This is a genomic window from Amycolatopsis roodepoortensis, from assembly GCF_014873915.1.
In the GTDB taxonomy this organism is placed as follows: domain Bacteria; phylum Actinomycetota; class Actinomycetes; order Mycobacteriales; family Pseudonocardiaceae; genus Amycolatopsis; species Amycolatopsis roodepoortensis.
The window spans coordinates 108277-122657 of the sequence record NZ_JADBEJ010000005.1 but is presented as its reverse complement, the minus strand read 5'-3'; the positions used below and the strand labels follow the sequence as shown (position 1 = coordinate 122657).

Annotated in this window: 8 protein-coding genes; 3 read left to right on the top strand and 5 right to left on the bottom strand. The window is 66.8% G+C overall.

Annotated elements, in window-relative coordinates:
• Positions 1–150 precede the first annotated feature (150 nt).
• Both H4W30_RS19970 and H4W30_RS19965 read left to right on the top strand, forming a co-directional pair.
• Entirely contained in the window at positions 151–543 is a 393-nt protein-coding gene (locus H4W30_RS19970; RefSeq protein WP_192744259.1) for a hypothetical protein, read from the top strand.
• The gene (locus tag H4W30_RS19965; protein ID WP_192744258.1) at positions 540–1355 is read left to right on the top strand and encodes a hypothetical protein; all 816 of its coding nucleotides are present in this window, start codon (positions 540–542) and stop codon (positions 1353–1355) included. Before H4W30_RS19970 ends, H4W30_RS19965 begins: the two co-directional genes overlap by 4 nt.
• 74 nt (positions 1356–1429) lie before the next feature.
• On the opposite strand, the gene H4W30_RS19960 is transcribed toward H4W30_RS19965, so the two are convergent.
• From H4W30_RS19960 to H4W30_RS19945, 4 genes are all read right to left on the bottom strand, one after another.
• Positions 1430–2311: an SRPBCC domain-containing protein gene (locus H4W30_RS19960; protein ID WP_318780629.1), complete on the bottom strand. Its 882-nt coding sequence runs from the start codon at positions 2309–2311 to the stop codon at positions 1430–1432.
• 3 nt (positions 2312–2314) lie between these two features.
• On the bottom strand, positions 2315–2626 hold the full coding sequence (locus H4W30_RS19955) for an ArsR/SmtB family transcription factor (protein ID WP_192744257.1): 312 nt from the start codon (positions 2624–2626) through the stop codon (positions 2315–2317).
• A 625-nt stretch (positions 2627–3251) separates the two neighbouring features.
• The gene (locus H4W30_RS19950; protein ID WP_225949781.1) at positions 3252–11564 is read right to left on the bottom strand and encodes a SpvB/TcaC N-terminal domain-containing protein; all 8313 of its coding nucleotides are present in this window, start codon (positions 11562–11564) and stop codon (positions 3252–3254) included.
• 415 nt (positions 11565–11979) lie between these two features.
• Complete coding sequence (locus H4W30_RS19945) at positions 11980–13695, bottom strand: cation:proton antiporter (protein ID WP_192744256.1); 1716 nt, start codon at positions 13693–13695, stop codon at positions 11980–11982.
• A gap of 178 nt (positions 13696–13873) precedes the next feature.
• On the opposite strand from H4W30_RS19945, the gene H4W30_RS19940 reads away from it, so the two are divergent.
• Positions 13874–14167 carry a hypothetical protein gene (locus H4W30_RS19940; RefSeq protein ID WP_192744255.1) on the top strand — a complete coding sequence of 98 codons (294 nt, stop codon included), beginning with the start codon at positions 13874–13876 and terminating at the stop codon, positions 14165–14167.
• Here the strand turns inward: H4W30_RS19940 and H4W30_RS19935 are convergent.
• Entirely contained in the window at positions 14157–14381 is a 225-nt protein-coding gene (locus H4W30_RS19935; protein ID WP_192744254.1) for a hypothetical protein, read from the bottom strand. The genes H4W30_RS19940 and H4W30_RS19935 overlap by 11 nt on opposite strands.

Here is a 14381-nt window from a genome sequence, read left to right as displayed (position 1 = left end):
TCCGCCACGGCCTCGGGTGTGGTGACCTCGTCGGATTCGTTTGTTTCCAGGCAACGTCGGATACGTTCCAAGAGCGAAATGCCGACTCCTCCCCCTCGCCACCCACTACGGTGCGGTAGACGATTCAGGATGGCACAAGGGAGGGGCGAAGTGGCGGCGTTCGACGAGGGACAAGCGCTCGTTCTGTGGTGCACCGCCATGCCGGATCTGCGCCAGGCCGCCATCGCCGGCCGGTGGACCGACCGGCTGGAACGCGCCGCCTCCCGCGTGCGCGCGGGTGGTTCGGCGTTGGACGCGTGCCGGCAGTTCGACCTGCTCGATGCCGAGTCGGCGGCGGAGCCGACCAGGAACGCGGGCACTCCCGACTGCATGCCCGTGTATCCCAGCACGCGGAGCCCTCGCCTGCCGCGGACCGGACGCGGCGAGTACGGCTGCCCGCGCGGGTTGTGCATGCGCCACGACCATCGGGACGACAACGGGCACCCGCCCGTCTGCGCCTTGTTCGACAACGAGCCGATGCTGCCGACGGGCGCGACGCCGTGAACCCCTTCTTATCGTCTCTGAGCGGCAAACTCGCCGAGCGATGGGTCGCGACCCTCGTGCTGCCGGGGGCGCTGTTCGTCGCCGCGGCGGTGTGCGCGGTCCGGCTGGGCCACCGTTCCGCGTTCGACCTTGTCTCGGTGACCGGCTGGATCGTGCGGGAGGCGCCGCGCGTGCCGGTCGCGGCGACGGCGGTCTTCGTGCTGGCCGGCGCCACGGCGACGGCCATGGCCGCGCAGGCGGTCGGCAGCCTGGCCGAGGCGGTCTGGACCAGACCGTGGCGCGGGCCTGCTGCCTGGCTCGCACGGGGGTTGGTTGCCGTACGCGGCAGGCTCTTCGATCGAGCGGCGGCCAGGGCGGGGGTGGACCCGGTAGCCGCCTACCGGCCACGGCATCCGGCCTGGATCGGCGAGCGGTTCCGGCTGCTGAACGCCCGGATCGCCGGGCAGTACCACGGACTCGATCTGGGTTTGGTGTGGCCGCGCTTGTGGTTACTGGTCCCGGAAACGGTCCGCACTCCAGTGCAGGCGGCCGAATCCCAGTTCAGGTCGGCCACCAGGCTCGTCGGCTGGGGCGTGCTGTACCTCGGCCTCGGGATCTATTGGTATCCCGCAGTGCTGGCCGGAATCGGCACCATCGCAGTGGGGTGGAGCCGGGCCCGATCCACCACCGCGACACTCACCACGTTGATCGAAGGCACCGTGGACACCCATCTCGACACGATCGTCACCGCTCTCGGCCACACCATGCCGGCCGCGGGCTTCACCGGCGATCTCGCCCGCCGGGTCAACGACCGGCTGGCCAAGGGCGACTGACCACCGCCGGACGGTTTCAGCCGAAGGCCCACCGAGTGCACAGTCCGCGCGAGATGTCCATATTGGACAGTGGATCACTGCTCGGCGTAGCGCTTGGCGAGCTCCTCCTCGCGGGCGGCGGGCCAGGGGCAGCGGATGTCGCCCTGGGTGGCGGCGAAGAAGAGTTCCATGTGCACGTGCCAGGCGGCGAGGGATTCGGGACCGTGTGCGTTTTCTTGGAAAAGGGTCACGGTGGTGCCCTGCAGGTGTTCGTGTTGGAACTCCCAGCGCACGACGCCCTGTGGAATGCCGTCCTGGAGCCACTCGTACTCCAGCAGGTGGGGTGCTTCGGAGCGGGTGAGCCTGCCAGGGGTGATGCCGGGGTGGGCGGCGCGGGTGGGAACGGTGCCGGTGATGCCTTCGGTGAGGAGGGTCCAGACGTCGTCGAGCGGGGTCCAGACGAGGTCGCGGGCGAAGTGGATGCCATCGGGGTCGTCGGTGCCCTCGTCGAGGCCGAACTTCGCGATGTAGTGCTCGATGCGCGAGAGCCATTCGGTGGGTGGCTTGAACTCGGTGCCGTCGGCGTGGGCGACCAGGGCGTCCAGGCAGGTGATCCAGCCGGGGACGTCGCGGCCGGCGGAGAGCTTCGACGAGACCACGGCGGTGAACACCAGCAGGCAGCCGTCCGCCTGCGGGAGAATCTCGAAGCGCAGCACGTCGTTCGCCCAGCGGAAGGCGAAGACCTTCGGCGGGTCGGACTCGAGCAGTTCGCCCTCGCCGCCGTCGGCGTCGATCGGGGCGGCGTCCGGAAAGGTGAAGCGCAGGGTGCGGCCGTCGATCGTGACCTCGGCCGGGAACCAGTGCTTCATCTCGGCCGGTTCGGTGACCACCCGCCACACCTTCTCCGGTGAGTGCCGCAACCGGCGCTCGAAGCGCAGCACTGGCTTGCCCTCGATCATCTGCAGTTCCGCGTCCACGGGTCAGTCCCCTTCGATCTCGTCGAGCCGGCGTTCGAGCGCTTCCAGGCTCTTCTCCCACATCGCGCGGTAGGGCGCGAGCCAGGCCTCGACCTCCGCCAGCGGGCCCGGGTTGACGCGGTACCAGCGGCGCTGGGCGTCCGTACGCACCTCGACCAGGCCGGCCTCGCGCAGCACCTTGAGGTGCTTAGACACGGTCGGCTGGGTCAGCGTCAGCCGGTCGACGAGGTCGCCGACCGGCTGCTCGCGTTCACGCAGCAGGTCGAGGATCTCCCGGCGACTCGGATCCGCCAGCACGGCGAAGGTAGATGCCATGACAGCAATATAGCCGAAGTGGCATATGCGTGCTCGGTACGCCTGTCACGTGGGCTCGACGCGACGGTTCAGTTGTTCAGGCGGACGGCCATCTCCGTGGCCCGCCCGAGCGGACTCCACCTCGGACCGAGACCCGGCTACAGCGAGCTCGGCGAGTCGCGTCGTGTGAGACCGGTACATCAACGCTCGGAGGAGATAGGTGACCTCGACGAGCAGGTCCGCGCCGTCGCCGGTTTCGTGGGTGTTTTCGTCAGCCGGTGCCTCCGTGCCGCCCGCGGAGCCATCTATGGCGCCGATCGTGAACCAGTCGGTGATTCCCGCTGCATCATGGGCGTCAAGGCACCGTCAGGTATCACGATCGCCCACGGGATCGCCTTGACGGGGAATGGTGGCGCGGATGACCTGGCGGGATCGGACAACCGACCAGTGGTGGCCGCGAACGTATCGCCGAGGGCGTCGGCCGATGTCGGCATAGGTTGCGGGGCTGACCGGGACGGGCACGTAGGACGCCGGCGCCGTCGGGCAGCTGCACCTCAGACGCTCCGGCTGCCGATGCCCGAGTAAGCCAAAGGACCAGGTTGGTGCACCCCGTTGATGGGCGCACCAACCTGGCAGAAGTCGATGACTAAGCCTTTGTCCCCGTCCATACGAGTGGACTGTTTCCATTTTCCGGGTCGACCATCATGATCGTTCGTCCCATTTCGACCGCGGCCCTGACCGCGCCGCTGAGAGCCGAGTAATCCGTATAGACTCCTCTGCCGCCGGGGGCTATTTTGACGAACTGCTCGTGACTGAATCCCTTGCCGATGGTCCGGCCTATCCAGTTGTTGTGCAAGTCCATCAACCCCCGATTGTCGGCGTTTCCCTCCTCCATCTCGTGAGCGTCGGTGAACTTCTTCGCATCCGCCTCACCGAAGTATACCGTCAGCAGGGCACTCCAGTACGCATGCTGAAACGCGTTTCCGATGGCTCCGTCCTGCGTAGCATCTTCACCGTTTCCATAGTCATACGATTCTCCGAAAAGTGCCTTTGTCGTGTTTATGGCCTCAAAGTAGATCTCAACATATCTGCCCTTCTTTTCGTTGGACAACCCCTCGATCAACGCCTTTTCCGCAACGGTAACCGGGATTTTGTAGTATGTCGTTTTCGGCGGCCCGTTGAGTAGTGGAAATTCGTCCCTGAACTGATGATTAATTCTGGTCATTTCAGTGTCGTCGAGTGGCCCGACTCCCGGGGTGCGCTCGGAAGGACTCTTCCCGGTGGGGTCAGTCAGGATGACCGGGTTGTTGTGCACGTAGGTGTGGGTGGCGAGGTTGCGGGGGTTGGTGATGCCACCCGCGACGTTGGAGTCCAGGTACTCAGGCAGGGCCGGATCCGCGCTCGCCCAGAGTTGCGTTCTCGGGTTGTAGTAGCGAGCACCGTGGTAGTAGAGGCCGGTCTCTTCGTCGAGCTCCTTGCCGGTGAACTTGTACGGCGTATCGCTCTGGCCTGCCTGTTCCTCCACCCAGGTTTCGCCGAACGGCATGTACTCGAGGTGTTCGGTGACGTTGCCTTGCCTGTCGGTGACGTACCCGGAGGAGCCGAGGTGGTCGGTGTGGAAGTAGGACTGGGTGTTTTCGGGGTCGCCGGCCGCGACGGTCTTGGTGGTGAGGCGGCTGTCGCCGATGAAGATGTGCTTGAAGCCGATCCCGTTACGTTCGCTGTAACCACGGTTGGGGTAAAGCGACAGGCCGTCGCCCTGTTTGATGACGCGTTCACCGGCCGCGTCGTAGGTGTAGCCGACTGTGGCGTCCTGGCAGCCTTCCGGGGTTTGAGGGACTGTCGCCGTGGTGGTGTCCTGGTTGCAGGCGAGCCGGTTCTCCTCGTCCCAAACGTACTGGCGTCGTTTGCCGTCCGAGGCGGTGTTCACCGTGTCGGTGAGGTTTCCGCTCGCATCGTAGGCCTGAGTGATCGGACCGACCTTGCTCGGGGCGTGGGGTTTTCCGCTCCCGTAGTCGTACTTGTAGTCGTAGCTTCCAGCAGCCTCGATCGGTCCGGTGGACAGCGGACCCAGCGACGCCGGGCTTCCTCCGCCGCCACCGACCGGCGACACAGGACTCAGCCCGCGGTTCAGCGACGCCGCCTGAGTGGTGGTGCCGGTGATCTCGTGGTGCTGGGTCTTGCCTGTGGTGTTGTGGATGGAGTCGTAGCTCAGCGCCAGGGCGTACTTGTCCTGCTGGTTGCTCTTGGTCGTGTACTGGCCGCTGGCGGAGGTGAGCTGGTACAGGTCGTCGTAGCCGAAGGTCTGGCTGCTCGGACCGCCGATCGTCGGATTCTGTGCCGTGCTGTTGATCAGCTTCGTGATGTTGCCGACGTTGTCGTAGGTGTAGCCGAGGTTCTGGAACTCGGTGGCACCCGGCGTCTTCGACTTCAGAGTGGCGAGCCTGCGGTCTGCCTGGTCGTAGGTGTAGGTGGTGCGCACCCCGTTACCGGCCTGCTGCAGCACCTTCTGGCCGAACTTGTCATAGTCGAGGCGACCAAGGTAGACGTAGTCGGTTCCGTTCTTGGTTCCGTTGGCGCGGGTGACCTGGCCGCCGGTGTCGTAGTCGTAGCGGAGCAGCTCGCCGTCCGGATAGGTCATCTCCAGCACACGGTTGAAGGCGTCGAAGCGCCATCCGGTGGTGTAGCTGCGGTCCGCCTGCCCGGTGATCTTGATGGTGCGGGTCTCCCGGGTGGTCTCGCCCAACGGGCCATAACCACGAGTGAGGGTCCCGGCCGCATCGCGGATCTCGGTGATCCTCCCGGCGCCGTTGTCCGGCGCGCCGGATGCGCCATAGGTGTAGGAGACGTTGTTGGCCGGGAAGGTCGGGTAACGAACCGCGGTGAGGCGGCTGTGGTCGTAGTCGTACTCGATCTGCTTGCCGCCGGCGGTGATCTTCGCCATCGGGTTGCCCGCCAGGTCGAAGCGAGTCTCGGTGCGGCCAGCATCGGGGCTGTCGAGCACCGTCCGGCGGCCGAGGGCGTCGTACTCGGAGCGGGTGGTGTTGTTCTTGTCGTCCACCACGGTCGTGATCCGCCCGAGCGCGTCATAGCCGTAGCTGGTCCAGATCACCGGTTGTCCACCGGCCGGGTTGAACTCCTTGACCGCGGTGGTCTTCTCGCGCAGATCGGCGTAGCTGCGCTTCTGTTTGCCGTTGCCGTCCGTCGCGATGGTTTCGAACCGGGTGACACCGGCACGGTCGGGTCCGAATCCATAGGCCATGGCGGTCGTGACCTCGTCCGGTGCGACCGTCTTGACCGGCCGGTCCAGCACGTCGAACGAGGATCGGGTAGGCGCCACGGTGTCGAAGGCGGCATTGAACGTGGTGTTGCCCCCACCCTTGGGCTCGGTCACGGGGCGATACTGCTCCACCACGCGGCCGGCGAAATCGACCTTGGTGCGGCCGGAGACGGTCATGACCTGGTCGGGGGTGTCACCGGGGTTGTTCGCGACCGACGCGTCCTTCTTGGTCTGCAAAACGCGTTTGAGACCGTCGGTGAAGGTGACGGTGTCGATGGTGTCCTCACGGACACCCGTGGCATCACGGTCGAGGTGACGCGTGGTGGCGTACGGAACGGTGGCTTCGGGGTGATATTCGAAGTCGATCGTGACCTTGCCCGACCCGATCTCGTACGGTCCGGTGACGGTGTCCAACCGGCCCACGCTGTCGTAGGCGCGCAGCACCTGTTGGCCGTTCTGGTCGGTGGTGCGGTCCGGTTGCCCGTACTTGAAGTTGTGCGTCGCGCCCGACCGCAGCCCGAAGCTGTCCACAATAGACTCGACGTGGACGCCGACGAGCGTGTCGTAGCCGTACTCCAGGCGGTACCGCTGACCGGACTCGCCTGCCGGTTTGGTGACCGCTTTGAGGTTCCCGTCCGGGTAGTACTCCAGATCGGTGTCGGCCGAGGTGGTGTCGGTGAGGTACGCGCGGACCTGCCGTACCGCACCCGTCACGCAGTCCACTGTGGATTCACTGTGCCGCGACAGGCCGGCGCCGCCGCGCTGTTCGAGCAGATTCGCGGTGCCGACCAGGTTGCGCGCCCGGCAAGCCGGGTCGGACGCGGTGTAGCCGTAGGTGGTCTCCATGTCTTCGGCGACGCCTTCGTCGGCGGCATCGAACGAGCGGATCAAGTTGCCGAAGTCGTCGTACGACATTTCGGTGTAGGTGGACTTGCCAGGTTTCTCGGCACCTTCGTAAAAGCGTTTGTCCACCCGGGACAGAGCTGCGAACACGCTGCCCGGTGCGGAGTCGCGTAGCTGATAGGTGTTGACGGTTTCGGTGAACGGCCGTCCCGCACCGTCGGTGCTGCGGGTGCGAGCGAGCAACCCGCGGGTGTACGGACCGTCGGTGCGGTATTCGTCAGTGGTCGAGCGATAGAGCGCCTCGGCAGCGCCAGGGTCACGCTGTTCGGTGACGACCTTGCCGAAGCCGTGGAACTCGCGTTCGAGCCGGTCGTACTTCCCTTGTTCGTAGCGATAGGTGGTGAGCTGGGTATCGGCTCCGTCACCGCGGTGACCGTCGGACACGCTGGTGCGGGACAGCACCCAGCGGGACTCCGGCGTCGCCTGCGTGTTACCGGTACGGGTGTAGTCCAGATCGATCTTCCCACCCAACGGCCGCGTCACCGTGCGGAGCAGGTTCGTACGGCCGGTTTTGTTCACCGCGACCAGCAGCTCGTTGTCCCGGGTGGATTTGACATGGTCGGCCAGGCCGTCGCCGTTGATGTCACGCAGGCCGATCTCGGCACGGCTGATGCTCGTGGAGGCGTTGACGCCGGGGTTGAACACGAATGTGCCGACCGGGGTGGGGATTGGGAACGTGAAGTAGGCACCCGCACCGAGGGTCGCGTTCTTGTCGACGGCGATGTCGGTGAAACCGCCGCGGAACGGAGTGGGCGCGGTGAATCCGGTGCCGGTGTTGATGGCCACCTTGATCGGATTGGCGCCATCGGTGAAGACGCGGTCGGTGAGACCGTCGCCGTTGACGTCGAGCATGCTCGCGTTGGTGAAAGAAGTGCCCAGTTCGGCGGACAGTCCCCCGGCGAAGCCGTAGTTGTCGACGTTGAAACCGAGGTTGACGCCGAGGTTGCGGGTGGAGGCGTCGTTGATCGGTCCCGCTGACCAGGCTTCCCTGGCGGCGAAGGTGTAGCCGAGGTTGAGCTGGGCGTCGCCGTTGGCGAAGACCTTGTCCGGCAGACCGTCGCCGTTGATGTCGACGAGGTCGACGCGGGTGTCGGACTCGCCGCCGCCGAGGCTGCCACCGATCCCGAGGGCCGGTTGGACCGGGCCGGAGGTGGCGGTGTTGTTGCTGCTGCCTGCCTCCGGAGCGGCCAGGCCCTGCGCACTGGCCAGTGTCGCGGCCTCACTGCCGGCGGAGTAGGACACGTTGCCGGACACGTTGTCTGACTCGCGGACGTTGCCACCGAGCGTGCCACGTCGAGCACCGAGCCCGCCGTTCATGTCGGTGAACTGGATCTCCTTGGCGCCGACGACATCGGGAAAGCGGTCACCGTTGAGGTCGACGTAGTCGACGGAACCCGCGGTGATCCCACCGACGACCGTGCCCCCGAACGGGCCGGCGGACAGCGTGCCGGACACCTGACCCGTCACGCCACGACGCATCACGGTGCGGTCACCGGCGACATCGGCATCGGTGACCACGTCGATGGTGTCCGCGCCGAGCCGGGAACTGGTCGCCATGGTGGAGGTGAACCAGGACGACTCGTCCTGCGCGGCCCAACCGCCTTTGGCCGGGTTCGGAGCGAAGATCGCCAGCCGGGGCATGGTGATCCGGGGGTTCGCGGCGAAACCCGCGATGTCGGCTTCCTTGGGTTCCCGGGGAAGGGCGTCCTTGAAGCTCTGGTCGATCGCGAGTTCGGCCTGCTTGATGGGCTGGGTGGCGCGATCGCGGTTGGCCTGGTACCCGATCACGCCCCAGCCGCGGTAAGGCTGCGGGAACGCACCCTGCTGAGCGGAGCCGTGTGCGGCGCTCGGCGCCGGGCTGAACGTCGGCCACGGGGAAGAGAGGTCATAGGTGACCTTCGCGGACTGTTCGGCGATCAAGCCGAACAGGTAGGGATCCGTTGTGGAGTGGTCGAAATACAGCTCGTCGCCCTCGGTGACCGGGACGACCACGTCCAGGTCCTGGCCGGGCGAGCCGTACTGCCCGTTGACGATGTCGACGACCCGCTTCCCCAGCAGCTGGCCGCCGCGCTTCTTGACGGTGAACGCGATCTTGGTCGCTCCGGGAAAGCCGAAGTTGAGCTTCACACCCGGCCGGACCCGCAGCTTGCCGGTCTTGGTCACCTTGTAGGTCTGCTGCGGCGCCTTGAGGGTATCCGCGGGATACATGTCCACGTCGAACGGCGGGCTGATCACCAGGCTCGGCTGCCCCTTGTCGTCGACAAGCGACTCCACCCCCGGCGCCTCCGTGTAGTGCGCTTTCGGTACCCAGGACACCGCGGAAACGTCGATCGAGGAGTCGGTCTTGATATGCCATGACATCTTCTCGAACTGGCTCACCGGGAGGCTCATGTCGATCGTGGTGGTCCCGGTCGACCCGGCAGGCAGGACCTTGCGAAACACCTCCGCCGGCGCGTGTACCCCGTTGCCCTTCGTGATCACCACGGCCACGTCGTCCGAGGTCACCTTGCTCTTGACCACGTCGCCGGTCAGCCGGAGCTTGCCGGTCACCGGCACCATCACCTGCGACGAGCGGCCGCCGAGCGTGAAGTCCGCCGACGCGCGGAACACGGTATTCGCCATCCCGTTCACGTCCGTACCGGCCGCCAGGTCGGTGTAGGTGATCGTCGGATCCCACGCCACCGTGTCGTACTTTCCGTCCAGAATGGACTGTGTGCGGAAGTACAGTGCGTCGCCCTTCTTCACCGCGACCGCCGACACATTGGCCGGGGTGAACTCCGTGTGGTCGTCCGGGCCGATTCGCTGCGCCCAGAGTTCGGTGTCCTTGGCCTGGATGGTGACCCGCACACCGTCGGCTTTGGTGTACGCGGCGCGCGCGGGCGACGGGTCCACGGTCAATTGCACCCGGCCGTCGACGCGGACGGTGCCGTCGAACGGCGCGACCCAGCGGCGCACCGAGTCCAGCAGCGGCGAGTTGTCGACCTGCTGGTTGAACTGCGCTGTCTGGTCACCGACGATCTCGCCGGTCACCGCCCCGCCGCCGACCGGCGCCGGGGTGCGGGCGGAATCCGGGCTGTAGGCGGGCTGCCCATTGGCGTCCAGATAGCCGAACAACACGCCGCCGTTGTTGACCAGGTCGGTGATGCCGTCACCGTTGACGTCGCTGAAGAACCGGTCCGATGTGGTCGTGGTCCCAACGAAGTCCAACTGCGCGGCGATAGCGAGGACGAATGCCTCGACACCGATCGTGCCCGACAACGTCCGCTCGGTCGAGATCCCCGGGAGGTCGCGCAACCTGATCGGCGTGTCACCGAACTTCGGTTCACCTCCGGGGGTGCTCAGATTGGGGCGGTAGTGCACTTCGTTGTTCTTGCGGAAAACCTTGTCCGGCAGGTTGTCGCCGTTCACGTCCACCAGCGCCGACAGGCCATCGGACTGACCGGCGTTGAACCCGACCTTCAGCCCGACGCCACCCTGCTTGACCGGCAGTCCCTGCACGTTGTAGCCGGCGAACAAGTGCGCGCCGAACCCGACGGAGGTGTTCGCCGAGATCGCACTCGCCTCACCTTCACGGATGTTCACGCCCAGGTCGTCATCCGGGACCGACCACCCCGCGGCGCCGGCGAACCCGGTGTAGTTGCCCGCCTGGTCGCGCACCTCGTCGAAATAGTCGAACGAGTGGGTGTTGAACAGCTTGTCGTCCTCACCGAACTGCGACACCGAGGCGAGGAGGGTCTTCGCGTAGGCACCGGTTCGGTAGTTCAGCTCGTAGGCACGGACCAGCTGGTCGTCCAGCTTGACCTCGACCCGCCGCAGCAGATCGGCGGTCACCTTCTTGAACCCGCCACGAGCGTCGATCTGTACGTCGCCGCGGCGCGGCTCACCCCGGTCCCGGTCACGCAGGAACGTCACCGAGTATTTGCCCTCGGTCGCGCCGTGGCCGGTGTAGGTGATCCGCCGCGGATACAGAGCACTGCCCGGCACCGTCGACTTCTCGGTGCCGCCGTCTTGCACCCGGGCGTAGTGGTAGCGCATCACGTTGTCGTTGGTGTCGCGGACCTCGCGTGCCGCCCACATCGCCACGTGTCCCGCGGCATCGGTCAGCGTGGTGGTCTCGGCCCCGCCGAACACCGTGCGCGTGCCCGCCTTGTCGGTGACCTCCCACCAGTAACCGGCTGGATTGTCCCCGTGGCGCACGATCCGATCGAACCGGCTCTCCAAGCGGGCGTGGAACACCTTCTCCGCCGACCTCTTCTGCAACTCGCCCCGATGGGCGACCGGTGTGAGCTGCTCACCGTTCAGGAGATAGGTCTCGGTCTCCAGAGCCGCGTCATACCGCGGTACTCCCCAGCGGGTGTCGACCGTGATCGCCGGCATGGTGACGTCCCACCCGACACCCAGCCAGCCGTTCGCACCTCCGGAGCTGTACGCCACCGCCAGCTTCGGCTCCAGGCCCGCCCGTCCCTTGGGCACCTCCAGCGGGTAGGACATCCGCGCATCGCCGGAGCTGTTCGCCGACGGGGGCGCGATCAGGTTCACGCCGGCCCCCGGATCGGCGGCTTTGATGTCCTTGATCTGATTCGGATCGAACGCCGTCCCCTCGGGATGCTCCGGAGCGGCCACCGCGCCATCCGCACCTGACGCCTGCCCAGCCACACGCATCGAGGCGGGCGGGCCCGCACTCGGGACCATCATCGCCACCAAAGCCAGGAACAACAGCACCACCACGGCCTTGTGGCGATGACGAACCGGACGAGCCCACACGAAGGCAGACATGCCCCCGACCCCCTCTGGATCAGCGAATTCGGTTACTTGGACCCGGCAATCCCTGTCGCGCAAGGGATCGAGCGGTGACGCATGTACGAAAGAAGTACGATCGAAACGAACTAGTGCGTTCGGACGAATTCCGCTGGGGCCAGGCGTGATCCCCGCAAAAAAAGACTTCGATCTTCGACGGACGCTATCGGCGGGTCATTAAATTTCGATGAAACGCCCGGGAAGCGCTGCTCAGCTACGGCACCTACGACAGTGGCGGCCGGGAGGTTTGCGTCCAGGTGTGGATAAGACGGCGTGCAGAGCGTCTACCAGCACGACATCTGTGTCGCCGGGCCTGCTGACCGGCGGTACCGGCACGGCCGTCGGCGACAGCGCGCGAAGATGGCCGCGCAGGACGTTCGACAGGAGGAAGGGCTCAGGAAGCCGGTTTGTCCGCCAGCTGCTCGAGGCGGGCCATCTCCACGTCGAGGGCGGTCTGCGCCCGGCTCAACGTCTCCGAGCTGTATCCGCCACTCGACCGGGCCCGCTGAAGCCGTTCGGACTGCTCGGTGAGGACACGCAGGCGCAGCTGCAGGTATTGCTGGACGTCCGAAGCCGAGCGGCCGACTGGCGCCTTGCCCGGGACGCGCACGTCCGAACGCACCCGGTCCAGGACCGCCTCGCTGAACGGTCCCTCGGCCGGATCGTCCAAGACGGACTTCGCCGCGTCGGCGAGCTCGGTCATGAGCCGGACGTACTCCTGACGCGCCCGGTCCGGATCCTCCGCGGGCACCCGCGCCGCACGGATCACCGCCGGGAGCGTCATTCCCTGCACCAGCAGCGTCGTGGTCGCAACCACGTAGGCGATCAGGACCAGAAGGGCACGATCCGGGGTGTCCTGCGGAAGGGTCTGCGCCGCCGCGAGGGTGATGGCGCCGCGCATCCCCGCCCAGCCGAGCACCACGCCACCGCGCCAGCCCAGGGTCTCGGTGAGCCGGAACTCGACGTCGGCGGCGGCACGATCGAGCCGTTTCCGGAAATGCGCCACCCGTCTCGGTGACGCCTTGTCCAGTCGCTCGGTGACGGCGGGATTCGACTCGTCGCCCCGCAGCACCGCCTGTGTCGTTTCCAGCCGTGGTTTGAAACGCGCGGCTTTGCGCTGCTCGCGGTACAGGCCGGCGACCAGCGGCCCGACGAAGACCACGCGCGCGACGATGACGAGCGCCGACGCGGCCAGGCCGATGACGAGCGCGCGCCAGACGCTCGAACCGTCCTCGTGCACCTCGTCGATGAGGGTTTTCACGCTGAGCCCCATGAGCAGGAACATCCCGCTCTCCAGCAGGAAGGCCGCGGTTCGCCAGTTGACGGTCTCGGCGAGACGGTCCGTCGCGCGCAGATGCCGCGGGGCGAGATGACCGGTCACCAACCCGGCGACGACGACGGCGAGCACGCCCGAGGCACCGGCCTCCTCCGCGGGCAGGAAGGCGATGAACGGGACCACGAACGAGATGGCGGTGTTCAGCACGGCGTTGCCCAGCAAGGCCCGCGCCCGGACGTTGACGATCCCGACCAGGATCCCGATCCCGACCGCCACGACGACGGAGAAGACGAACTCGCCCACGATGCCCCAGACGGACACCGACCCGGCGACCGCGGCGACGGCGGACCGCAGCAGCACGAGCGCCGAGGCGTCGTTGACCAGCCCTTCGCCTTCGAGCACGGTCAGCAGCCGCGGTGGCAGACCGAGCCGCCGTCCCACGGACGTCGCCGCGACGGCGTCGGTGGGGCTGATGACCGCGCCCAGCGCGAACGCGGCAGGCCACCCGATCCCCGGCACCAGCCAGTGGAACAGCCAGCCCGCCCCCAGCGTCGTCCCCACCACGAGCAGGACCGCGAGGCCGGTGATCGGCCGGATGTTCCGCCGGAAGTCGACCATCGGCATGTTCACCGCCGCCGAATACAGCAGCGGCGGGAGCACCCCGGCCAGGATCAGCTCGGGTTCGACCTCCGGATGCGGGACACCCGGCAGGAAGCTCAGCCCGATCCCGGCCACCACGAGACTCAGCGGAGCGGCCAGGTTCATCCGTTCGGAGAACGTGGCCACCACCACGATGATGACGACGCCGAGCACGGCGACGAGAGTCAGGTTCACCGGCACGTGTCCTCTCGCGTTCGCGGCACTCCGAACGTGTCCATTGGTGACACGACGGCGCCGCACCCGCAAGTCGGACCACTAAGGCGGGTCATCGTGATCTCGGATCACGACCCCGCCTGGCCGGGCCTCGCGCCGAGGTATTCGCTGAACACGGCTACCGCCGGCACCACAACGCATGACCGACCGGCTGCTGTACGTCCGAGTCCGCGGCGGGCTCCGCACCCACATCCTGCACGGCGTCACGACGGACAGCCGGCCGACGCGGCGCGCTCGGTACGCCGCGGCGATGACGGAGCTGATCCAGGAGCTGACCGACCGGGCCCGCCGTGCGCTGACCTCTCCTCGAACCCGGTGTGAAGAAGTGAACGAGGCTCAACGGTTCCCGAAGAGATGGGCCGACCTGGAACCGCATGTCCTGAAGGTGCCCTTGGAGACGATGAAGGTCGTCAAGGGCACCTTCAGGACATGACGGCAGCGGCACCGTGATCGTCTCGCCAGGCTGCGGGCACGATCGTCCGGTCCATCGCGCTGCTGGAGATCGGCGGCGCCTGGCCGATCTGGCAAGGCTCGGTCAGCCAATCATGCAACGCGGGCTCGGTGAGCAGCGTGTAGTGGTTTTCCGGCAGGCCGACGGTGCCAGCGCTGCCGGGTATGTCCCGAAAGTCACCACGCCGGACGAACAC

Coding starts and splice junctions, on each gene's coding strand:
- H4W30_RS19955 (WP_192744257.1), bottom strand. CDS start 2,626: ATGGCATCTACCTTCGCCGTGCTGGCGGATCCGAGTCGCCGGGAGATC.
- H4W30_RS19950 (WP_225949781.1), bottom strand. CDS start 11,564: ATGTCTGCCTTCGTGTGGGCTCGTCCGGTTCGTCATCGCCACAAGGCC.
- H4W30_RS19940 (WP_192744255.1), top strand. CDS start 13,874: ATGACCGACCGGCTGCTGTACGTCCGAGTCCGCGGCGGGCTCCGCACC.